The following is a 3,895-nucleotide window of genomic DNA, read 5'->3' as shown; positions in this document are numbered from 1 at the left end:
CTCCGCTGACCGCGCCCCCGCCCGCCCCGCCGATCCCGGAGAGCTGCGGGCGCACCTGGCGCGGACCCTGCCCGAGTACATGGTCCCGCGGACCGTCGTGGTCCTGGACGCGCTGCCGCTCACCCCGAACGGCAAGGTCGACCGGGCCGCCCTCCCCGATCCGGAGACGGCGGCCCCCGGACGGGATCCCCGGACGCCCGCCGAAGAGCGGCTCTGCCGCCTGTTCGCCGAGGCCCTCGGCCTGGACCGGGTCGGCGCCGACGGCGGTTTCTTCGATCTGGGCGGCGACAGCATCGCGGTCCTCCGGCTCGTCTCCCGCGCCCGGAGCGAGGGGCTGGAGATCAGTCCCCGCGAGGTGTTCGCCCGCCAGACGCCCGAGGCCCTGGCGTCGGGGACCCGCGGCGGCTCCACCGGCCGGGAGGTGCTGCTCCCGCTGCGCGCCACCGGCGGCAGGCCCCCGCTGTTCTGCGTGCACCCCGGCGCCGGCCTCGGCTGGCCGTACTCCGGCCTGCTCCGCCACCTCGGCTCCGACCAGCCCGTCTACGCCCTCCAGGCGCGGACGCTGACCGAGCCCGACCACGTCGCCCCGTCGATCGAGGCCGTGGCCGCGGACTACCTGGAGCGGATCCGCGAGGTCCGGCCGCGCGGGCCGTACCGGCTGGCGGGCTGGTCGATGGGCGGCCTGATCGCGCACGCCATGGCCGTCGGGCTGCGCGAGCGCGGAGAGGAGGTCGCGCTGCTGGCGATGCTCGACGCCTACCCCGGCGCCGGCCCCGGCGCCGTGCCGGAGCAGGGCGGTGCGGAGGAGGCGCCGGAGCGGGACGAGGTGCTGTCCGGCATGCTGGCCGCGATCGGCTATGGAGGATCGGGCGAGGTCGATGACATCATGGCGTTCGTGCGCGCGCACGGCGGCCGGTACGCCACCCTCGACGAGCCGACCCTGCGCGCCGTCCACCGCCACTACCGCAACGGCGTGAAGATCTCCCGGGAGTACGCGCCGCGCGTCTTCGACGGGGACGTGCTCTTCTTCACCGCCGCCCGGGGGCGGGAGGCGGACGCCCCCACCGCCGCCGACTGGAAGCCGTACGTCACCGGGGCCGTCGTCGACCACGCCGTCGACTGCGACCACGAGAGCATGCTGAACCCCGGACCGGTCGCGGAGATCGCCGCGCTGCTGAGGAAGGAACTGTCATGACGACCAACCCCTTCGAGGACCCCGACGGCACCTACCTGGCCCTGGTCAACGACGAGGGCCAGTACTCCCTGTGGCCCGCGTGGGCCGAGATCCCGCCCGGCTGGACCGTCGCCTTCGGTGAGGACACCCGCCAGGCCTGCCTGGACCACATCGAGGCGAACTGGACCGACATGCGCCCGAGGAGCCTGATCGAGGCGATGGGCGAAATGGGAGAATGATCCGCCGGACCCGGCGCGCAGCCGGGTCCGGAGCGGGGCCCGGAGCACGACCCGGGCCCGGCGGACGGCCGGCCCGGAGCGGGACCCGGAGCACGGCGGGACCCGGAGCAGGACCGGGCCCGAGCGGAGGAGAGAATCGCATGACCTGGCTGCGCTGCCCCCGCCCCCGCCCGGCGGCGACCACCCGGCTGATCTGCTTCGCGCACGCGGGCGGCTCGGCCACCGCCTACCGCGACTGGCCCGCACTGCTGCCGGACACCGTCGAGCTGTACGGCGTGCAACTCCCCGGCCGCGCCGACCGCTACGGCGAGCCGCTCCCCGAGAGCATGGACGCCCTGGCCGCGGCGGTCGCCGAGGAGCTGGTCCCGCTGCTGGACCGGCGCTTCGCGCTGTTCGGGCACAGCCTGGGCGCGCTGGCCGCCTACGAGGTCACCCGCGTCCTGGAGGCGCGAGGCACCGGCCCGGCCCGGCTGTTCGCCTCGGGCTGCGCGGCGCCGCACGAGCGCCGCGACCGCGGATACGCGGACTACGACGACGACCGCCTGGTGGCCGTGCTCAACCGGCTCGGCGGCACCGAGGCGGAGGTCCTGGCCCACGGGGAACTGCGCAAGCTCGTCCTGCCGTACGTCCGCGGCGACTTCCGGCTCGCCGAGAAGTACCGCCACCGGCCCGGCCCGCCGCTGCGCACCCCGATCTCCGTGCTCGTCGGTGACGCCGACCCGGTCGTCACCCCCGCCCAGGCCAAGTCCTGGGAGGCGCACACGGCCTCGGACTTCTCGCTGACCGTCTTCCCCGGCGACCACTTCTACCTGCAGCCGCTCCGCGAGCAGGTCGTCGCCGAGGTGACCCGGCGGGCGACGGCCGGCTAAGGGCGGGCAGGAGGCCCCGGTGCCTCGTCCCCGGTTCAGAAGATGAGCGCGGAGCAGTCCGGCCGGTAGTCCTCCGGCAGCGGCCCCGGCTCCTCCAGCGCCTTGCCGACGTAGGAGAGCATCACCGGGTCAAGCGTCGTCAGGTTGTGCCCGAAGGCCCCCTCGATGAGCCCCTTGAGGGGGCAGTCGTCCTGGAGCATGCGGTTGCTCACCTGCTCCGGCGGGCCCTCGACGAACGTGGAGGCGGCCTTCTGCTCGGCCTCCAGCCCGAGGGCGGTGTAGCCGACCCCGGGCTCCACCATGGAGGGCGTGTTGAGCGCCCGCATCAGCTCCGAGCCCGGCGCCAGCTCCTCGCAGACGGTCTCCGGCCCGCAGTCCTCGCGCAGCCCCGCCGCCGGGCTGTGGTGCGGCGACCCCAGCGTGACCAGCTCGGCCACCTTCGCCGCCCCGCCCTCGAACCGCATGTACGCCCGGGGGACGAGCCCGCCCAGGCTGTGCCCGACGATCGCGGCCCGCTCCGCCCCGGTCGTCTGGAGCACCCCCTCCACGAAGACCCCCAGCGTCCGGGCCGACTCCCTGAGCGACCGGCTCCAGCCGTAATCGAGCGCGAAGACGCAGTGGCCCTGCTTGGACAGGTACGCCGCCGCCACCGGCCACGTCACCGCCCCGGTGCTCTTGGCCCCGTGCACCAGGATCACCGGGTACGGCGTCGCCTCGCGGGGCCGGCAGCCGAAGTCGTTGGCGTCCGCCAGCCCTTCGGAGGCCAGCCGCCGGGCCTCGGCGACGTGGTCGACCTGCGGCGAGGGCGGCGCGGCGGGCGGTCCGCCCGCCCGGCGCACCAGCGTGTCGGCCACCAGGACGAGCGCCGCGAACCCGGCCGCGACGCACAGGACGACCACGGCGACCACTGCGGCCGTGGCGGCACGGCCGGGACGGAGCCGATCCATCAGAGTCTCCCGAGGGAACCGTCGTCTTGAGGCGCCGGGGGAACCGGGAGCGGGAGGGCCGTCGAGGCCCGAGCCTGCCCCAACCTGTCAGGTCTGCGCATCATGGATGTCCTTCCTGGTCTTGTCGGTGCTAGCCGATATCGTGGTGCTGTCGTTACCGATCGTGATGGGGGGTGGGGGTGCGCAGATCGTTGAAGTTCCTGCTGCGCCCCACCGCCAAGCAGGCCGCCGCCCTCGCCGCGTGCCTGGAAGACCACCGGCAGCTCTACAACGCCGCCCTGGAGCACCGCCGTACCGCCTACGCCAAAGCGGGCGTGAGCGTCCGCTACGGCGACCAGTCCGCCGACCTGAAACACATCCGCGCCGACGACCCCGGCGGGCAGGGCCGGTGGTCGTTCTCCTCCCAGCAGGCCACCCTGCGCCGCCTGGACAAGGCGTTCGCCGCGTTCTTCAAGCGCGTCAGCGAAGGCCGCATCCACAAGTCGGCGCTCGCCTTGGTCCGCGATCACGATGTAATCGTGCATGAGGATCTGCGGATTGCGAACATGGCCCGCAGCGCGTCCGGCACGCTCGACGCGCCTGGCCGGGGCGTCGCGGCCAAGTCCGGTCTCAACCGTTCGATCCTGGATGCGGGTTGGGGGGTGTTCCTGACGATCCTGTCGTACA

5 protein-coding genes are annotated in these 3,895 nt (G+C 74.2%); 4 read left to right on the top strand and 1 reads right to left on the bottom strand.

The annotated features are described in order from the left end of the window. From ACWJ6R_RS31830 to ACWJ6R_RS31820, 3 genes are all read left to right on the top strand, one after another. Window positions 1-1,195: thioesterase domain-containing protein (locus ACWJ6R_RS31830; RefSeq protein WP_449065768.1), on the top strand; the 1,195-nt coding region annotated here is incomplete at its 5' end. After that, on the top strand, window positions 1,192-1,413 hold the full coding sequence (locus tag ACWJ6R_RS31825) for an MbtH family protein (protein WP_449065767.1): 222 nt from the start codon (window positions 1,192-1,194) through the stop codon (window positions 1,411-1,413). The genes ACWJ6R_RS31830 and ACWJ6R_RS31825, both read left to right, overlap by 4 nt. Before the next feature lie 140 nt (window positions 1,414-1,553). After that, the gene (locus tag ACWJ6R_RS31820) at window positions 1,554-2,282 is read left to right on the top strand and encodes a thioesterase II family protein (RefSeq protein ID WP_449065766.1); all 729 of its coding nucleotides are present in this window, start codon (window positions 1,554-1,556) and stop codon (window positions 2,280-2,282) included. A gap of 35 nt (window positions 2,283-2,317) precedes the next feature. Here the strand turns inward: ACWJ6R_RS31820 and ACWJ6R_RS31815 are convergent, their stop codons facing one another. Beyond that, window positions 2,318-3,229 carry an esterase/lipase family protein gene (locus tag ACWJ6R_RS31815; protein ID WP_449065765.1) on the bottom strand — a complete coding sequence of 304 codons (912 nt, stop codon included), beginning with the start codon at window positions 3,227-3,229 and terminating at the stop codon, window positions 2,318-2,320. 179 nt (window positions 3,230-3,408) lie between these two features. Between ACWJ6R_RS31815 and ACWJ6R_RS31810 the strand changes: the two genes are divergently transcribed. Beyond that, window positions 3,409-3,895: helix-turn-helix domain-containing protein (locus ACWJ6R_RS31810; RefSeq protein ID WP_449065764.1), on the top strand; the 487-nt coding region annotated here is incomplete at its 3' end.

The organism is Planomonospora algeriensis, from assembly GCF_977012225.1.
This window is presented reverse-complemented; position numbering and strand designations above follow the sequence as displayed.

Excerpts from the sequence above, each read along its gene's own strand:
- ACWJ6R_RS31825 (WP_449065767.1), top strand. The coding sequence starts at position 1,192 with ATGACGACCAACCCCTTCGAGGACCCCGACGGCACCTACCTGGCCCTG.
- ACWJ6R_RS31820 (WP_449065766.1), top strand. The coding sequence starts at position 1,554 with ATGACCTGGCTGCGCTGCCCCCGCCCCCGCCCGGCGGCGACCACCCGG.
- ACWJ6R_RS31815 (WP_449065765.1), bottom strand. The coding sequence starts at position 3,229 with ATGGATCGGCTCCGTCCCGGCCGTGCCGCCACGGCCGCAGTGGTCGCC.